Genomic DNA, 5459 nt, shown 5'->3' with positions numbered 1-5459 from the left:
AGCATTACAAACTCCTTGCGCAGTTCCACGACTGACACCTCCGACCACGGCATCGCACAGCTCCCTTGCCGAACAATCCATGGTCAATTGTGTCACCCATGTCTCCGAACAGGTGTTACCCATCTCCCAAGTCCATACACTCCCCGAGGGGAGAGGGCAGGATCATCCGTACCCGGAAAATTTCCTCAATGCATCTTCTGGGCGGTGCGGCCGGCGAGGCGGCGGCAGATCTCGTCGAGCTGCTCGAGCGTCTTGTAGGCGATGCGGACCTCGCCGCCCTTGTCGCCCGAATAGGCGATCTCGACCTTGAGGCCGAGCTGGTCGGAGATGTTCTTTTCGAGCGCCAGCGTGTCGGCGTCCTTTTCCGCTTTCGGCAGCGACTTCGGCTTGGTCGAGGCGGCCGCCGGATCGGGCTTGCGGGTGAGCGCTTCGGCCTCGCGGGCCGAGAGCCCCCTGGCGACGATTTCGCGGGCGAACTTCTCGGCATCGTCATGGCCGATCAGCGGGCGGGCCTGGCCGGCGGTAAGCTTGCCCTCTTCGATCAACCCACGCACGCCGTCCGGCAGCGACAACAGCCGCAGCGTGTTCGCGACATGGGAGCGGCTCTTGCCGATGAGCTTGGAGAGCTTGTCCTGCGTGTATTCGAACTGCTGCATCAGCCGCTCATAGCCCGCCGCTTCTTCAACGGCGTTGAGATCCGCGCGCTGCACGTTTTCGATGATCGCGATTTCGAGCGACTCGGCATCGCTCAGCTCCTTCACGATCACCGGCACCTGATGAAGCTGCGCCGCCTGTGCCGCGCGCCAGCGACGTTCGCCGGCGACGATCTCGAACGAGTTTGCCGCACCGGCAACGGGCCGCACGACGATCGGCTGAAGGATGCCTTTCTCGCGGATCGAGTTCGCGAGGTCCTCCAGGTCTTCCGGCCGGAACGTGTGGCGCGGCTGGAACGGGTTCGCGCGCAGATACTCGATCGGCACCTCGCGTACGCCCTTGGGCGCCGGCGCTTCCTTGTCGCCCAGCGCGAAAGCCGTGTCCTCTCCGATCAGTGCCGCCAGACCGCGTCCAAGACGGCTCGGGGTTTCCTCTGCCATTGCCATCGCTTCCCTTCCAATGCCTTTCATAGAACCCTCTACGCCCTGAACTCTCGACTTCCGGAACACTCGACGTCCCGGCACTCAGCGCCCTGAACACGGGCTGGATCGCCTGTCTGCCGGCTCCCGCCGGTATGGCCGGTATGACCTTGCCATAATCCCGGAAACCCGGGACTTGCCCGCAATCCACCTTACCAGAACACTACCTTGTATGACCCATAATCAAATGGTTTCAATTCGTTAGGAGGCTTTGTTAAGACAACTCAAACCGCCTCCGGAACATTTCGTCAGGCCGCGCTCTTCCTGATCGCCCGCTCGCGCTGGATCATCTCCGCGGCGAGCTTCATATAGGCCTTGCTGCCGGCGCAACGATGATCGTAGACCAGCGCCGGCTTGCCATAGGACGGTGCTTCCGAGATCCGGACGTTGCGCGGGATCACCGTGCGGTAGACCTTGTCGCCGAGATGGGTGCGCACGTCGCTCGCGACCTGGTCGGACAGTTTGTTGCGCTGGTCGAACATGGTCAGCACGATGCCCTGGATGTCGAGGCGCGGATTGAGGCTCGTCTTGACGCGCTCGACGGTGCGCAGCAGCTGGCTCAACCCTTCCAGCGCGAAGAACTCGCATTGCAGCGGAACGAGAATCGCGTCAGCCGCCGTCATCGCATTGATGGTGAGCAGGTTGAGCGAGGGCGGGCAGTCGATCAGCAGATAGGAGTAGGGCCGCAGGCTCATGCGCTGTTCGGCTTCGCTCGTGTCGCGCTGCTTGCCGTTGCGCGGCATGCGCGCGAGTGCGTCGCGCAAACGATGCGAGCGGCGCGGCACGGAGGCGAGTTCGAGTTCGGCGCCGAGCAGATCCATCGTGGACGGAACAATATCGAGACCCGGCACCTTGGTCGGCACGATGGCGTCTTCGATCAGCGCCGCGCCGATCAGCACATCATAGGCAGACACCTTGCGCTCGTTGCGGCCGATGCCGAGGCCCGTGCTGGCATTGCCCTGCGGATCGAGATCGACAACCAGGACGCGTTCGCCGACGGCGGCAAGTGCGGTACCAAGATTGATCGCCGTCGTCGTCTTGCCGACGCCGCCCTTCTGGTTCGCGACAACGAGGATGCGCGGACGCTCCGTGGACGGAACAACCATCCGGTCCGACCCGGTAGTACCTTGCGGTGTCGTGATCGAAGCGGCGGTATTGGCCGCGTCAGCTACCAGCGTCTTGTCGATCTGTTCCATGGAGGCCTCTCAGCTTCAGCACGGAACCCGCCGGATCCGACTGACTGGGGTAAATGTCAGCCTCGAATATCCAGCTTTTTCGGGCGGCGGTCAATTCATCCTGAACGCCCTGCCCCTTCAAAAACAGGCCAATCGTGTCCGGCCCGAACAGCGGGGCCGCCCAGCCCAGGAGACGGTCGAGCGGCGCCAGGGCCCGGGCCGAGACCACATCGAAGGGCCCGGCCTCCGCGGCGAAGGCCTCTATCCTCTCATTATACACCTTTGCAGCGGCTCCCGTGGCCCGGGCGACCTCGCGCATGAAGACGCATTTCCGCTGGTCGCTCTCCACCAGATGCATCCCGAAGCCGGGCCGGTCCCGCAAAAGAATGGCGATCACGAGGCCCGGAAAGCCGCCGCCGGAGCCCAGATCGGCCCAGCGGACCGCATTCTCCGGCGCCAGTCCCGCAATCTGGGCCGAATCGAGCATATGACGGCGCCAAAGCTCCGGCAAAGTGGCGGCGGAGACGAGATTTATGCTTTTCTGCCACTTGATGAGGAGGGACTCGTATTCCGCGAGCCGCTCCATTGTTTCACGTGAAACATGTAGAGCGTCCGAAAAGGATTCCGCATCAATGACTTGCGGCGCTCCCGACACTATATGTTGGGCCATACCGGGTATGATGCCTCAAGCCGTGCGCTTTTGTTTCACGTGAATCATTAAGGTGGTGAGCGCAGCCGGGGTCACCCCATCCACCCGCGCCGCCTGGCCGAGCGTTGCCGGACGGGCCGCGGCAAGCTTCTGACGGACCTCGTGGGAGAGGCCCAGGATTCCGGCATAATCGATCTCCGCCGGGAGGCTGAGACCCTCGTCCTTGCGGAAGGCCCTGATATCGGCCTCCTGCCGGCCGAGGTAGCCCGCATACTGCGCCTCGATCTCCATCTGCTCGGCGATACCCGGCTCAAGGGCCCCGAGTTCCGGCCAGATCGCCGCCAGACGCGCCATATCGACGCCCGGGTAGGCCAGCAGGTCGGCCGCGCTGCGCGCGACGCCGTCCTGATTGACCTTGAGGCCCTTGCGATTGAGCTCGCTCGGAGAGGCCCTGAGGACACCGCAGACGGCCCGTGCGGCCTCAAGCCCCGCCATCTTGGCCGTGAAAGCCGCCGCCCTCGCCTCTCCTACGGCCCCTGCAGCCATGCCGAGCGCCGTCAGCCGCTGATCGGCATTGTCGGCCCGGAGCGTCAGCCGGTACTCGGCCCGGGAGGTGAACATGCGATAGGGCTCGCTGACGCCCCGCGTGACGAGATCGTCGATCATGACGCCGGTATAGGCCTGGGCCCGGTCGAGGATCAGGGGCTCGCCTCCCCGCGCCGCCAGCGCCGCATTGAGCCCCGCCATCAGCCCTTGCGCGGCGGCTTCCTCGTACCCCGTGGTGCCGTTGATCTGGCCCGCCAGATAGAGACCCGGCAGCTTCCGGGTCTCGAGCGTGGGCCGGAGCTCGCGCGGGTCGATATAGTCATATTCGATGGCATAGCCTGCCCGGCGCATGACGACATTCGCGAGACCCGGGATCGTCTTCAGGAAGGCGAGCTGGACGTCCTCCGGCAGCGCCGTCGAAATCCCGTTCGGATAGATCGTGTCGTCGTCGAGGCCTTCCGGCTCCAGGAAGATCTGGTGGCTGTCACGCTCGCGGAACCGCACCACCTTGTCCTCGATGGAGGGGCAGTAGCGCGGGCCGACACCTTCGATCTGGCCGGAATAGACCGGCGAGAATTTCAGGTTCTCCTCGATGATCCGGTGGCCCGCCTCCGTCGTCCGGGTGATGTGGCAGGGGACCTGCGGCGTCGTGATCCCGGTCGTGAGGAAGGAGAACGGCACCGGCGGCTCGTCGCCCGGCTGAACCTCGAGCGAGGCCCAGTCGATGCTGTCCCCGGCAAGGCGCGGCGGCGTTCCGGTCTTCAGGCGGCCGAGCTGGAAGCCGAGGCCGTAGAGACGGTCGGACAGGCCAAGCGCCGGCGCTTCCCCCGCCCGGCCGGCCGGGATCCGTTGTGTGCCAAGATGAATCACGCCGCGCAGAAACGTGCCGGTGGTGAGGACCACGCGGGCAGCCTTCCACTGGCGCCCGTCCTCGGCGGCGACGCCCCGGACCTCGCCGCCCTCGACCAGGAGATCGGAGACGGCGGCCTCGATCACTTCGAGGTTGCGGAGGTTCAGGATCGCGTCCTGCATCGCCTGCCGGTAAAGCTTGCGGTCCGCCTGCGCCCGCGGGCCGCGCACGGCGGGGCCCTTGCGCCGGTTGAGCAGGCGGAACTGGATGCCGGCGGCGTCCGCGACGCGGCCCATCAGCCCGTCCATCGCATCGACCTCGCGGACCAGATGGCCCTTGCCGAGACCGCCGATGGCGGGGTTGCAGGACATCTCGCCGATGGTCGAAATCCGGTGTGTGACGAGCGCGGTGCGGGCGCCGGCGCGGGCCGCCGCAGAGGCCGCCTCGCAGCCCGCATGGCCGCCGCCGATCACGATTACATCGAACTCGCGCGTCATCCGCAAAACCTGCCGGAGAATGCCGGAGAGAAAAAGTGCCTGTGCCCGTAGGAACGGATTCGACAGGCGATTGCCCAGAGGTTTAGGCGCTTGCGCGCTGCGCGTCAAAAACTTTTCCACAGAGTCGAATCAGGATTCCACCGAGTTGAGGATTCCCGTGCAAGCCTTTGAAGCAGAATCGGATTCACCCGGCTCTTCATGTTTCACGTGAAACAGGTTCCGGTATCGCTTCCCACCCTCCCCTCGGGGAGGGTCGAAAAAATGAGCGAAGCGAAGTTTTTCGGGGCGGGGGCGCGGCGACGCCTGTCCCGCACGCGCCAATTGTATTCGATGAACCTGCCAGCCCCCGCCCCAAACCGCTTGCAGCGGTTTGACCCTCCCCGAGGGGAGGGTGGGAAGAAGGGACGCGGAGTGCCGCTCCCCCTCACCCTTCCCACCACCGCTTCGCGATGGCGGGCCCCTTCCCTCTCCCCTGTATGGACCGGAGACAAGGGTTACAGGTGTTCGGAGACATGGGTGACAGTTTTTGACGAGCCATTTCGCAGGTCGATCTCTGCGATATGGCGGCTTGCGAAGATGACATGCCAGAGCCCGTCGTCGGTCGTCGGG

Annotated in this window: 4 protein-coding genes; all 4 read right to left on the bottom strand. The window is 64.9% G+C overall.

From position 1 onward, the window contains the following. Positions 1–185: 185 nt before the first annotated feature. On the bottom strand, positions 186–1100 hold the full coding sequence (locus tag RLQ26_00020; GenBank protein ID MEQ9087112.1) for a ParB/RepB/Spo0J family partition protein: 915 nt from the start codon (positions 1098–1100) through the stop codon (positions 186–188). 281 nt (positions 1101–1381) lie between these two features. Beyond that, positions 1382–2239 (bottom strand): AAA family ATPase, encoded by an 858-nt coding sequence (locus RLQ26_00015; protein ID MEQ9087111.1) that lies wholly within the window; start codon positions 2237–2239, stop codon positions 1382–1384. A gap of 58 nt (positions 2240–2297) precedes the next feature. Beyond that, positions 2298–2978: a 16S rRNA (guanine(527)-N(7))-methyltransferase RsmG gene (gene rsmG, locus RLQ26_00010; GenBank protein ID MEQ9087110.1), complete on the bottom strand. Its 681-nt coding sequence runs from the start codon at positions 2976–2978 to the stop codon at positions 2298–2300. A gap of 15 nt (positions 2979–2993) precedes the next feature. Continuing rightward, on the bottom strand, positions 2994–4850 hold the full coding sequence (gene mnmG / locus RLQ26_00005) for a tRNA uridine-5-carboxymethylaminomethyl(34) synthesis enzyme MnmG (GenBank protein ID MEQ9087109.1): 1857 nt from the start codon (positions 4848–4850) through the stop codon (positions 2994–2996). Positions 4851–5459: the final 609 nt, after the last annotated feature.

The organism is Alphaproteobacteria bacterium (genome assembly GCA_040220875.1).
GTDB lineage: Bacteria > Pseudomonadota > Alphaproteobacteria > JAVJVX01 > JAVJVX01 > JAVJVX01.
Note: the sequence above shows the minus strand (reverse complement) of the source record. Positions and strands in the feature narration are given on the sequence as shown.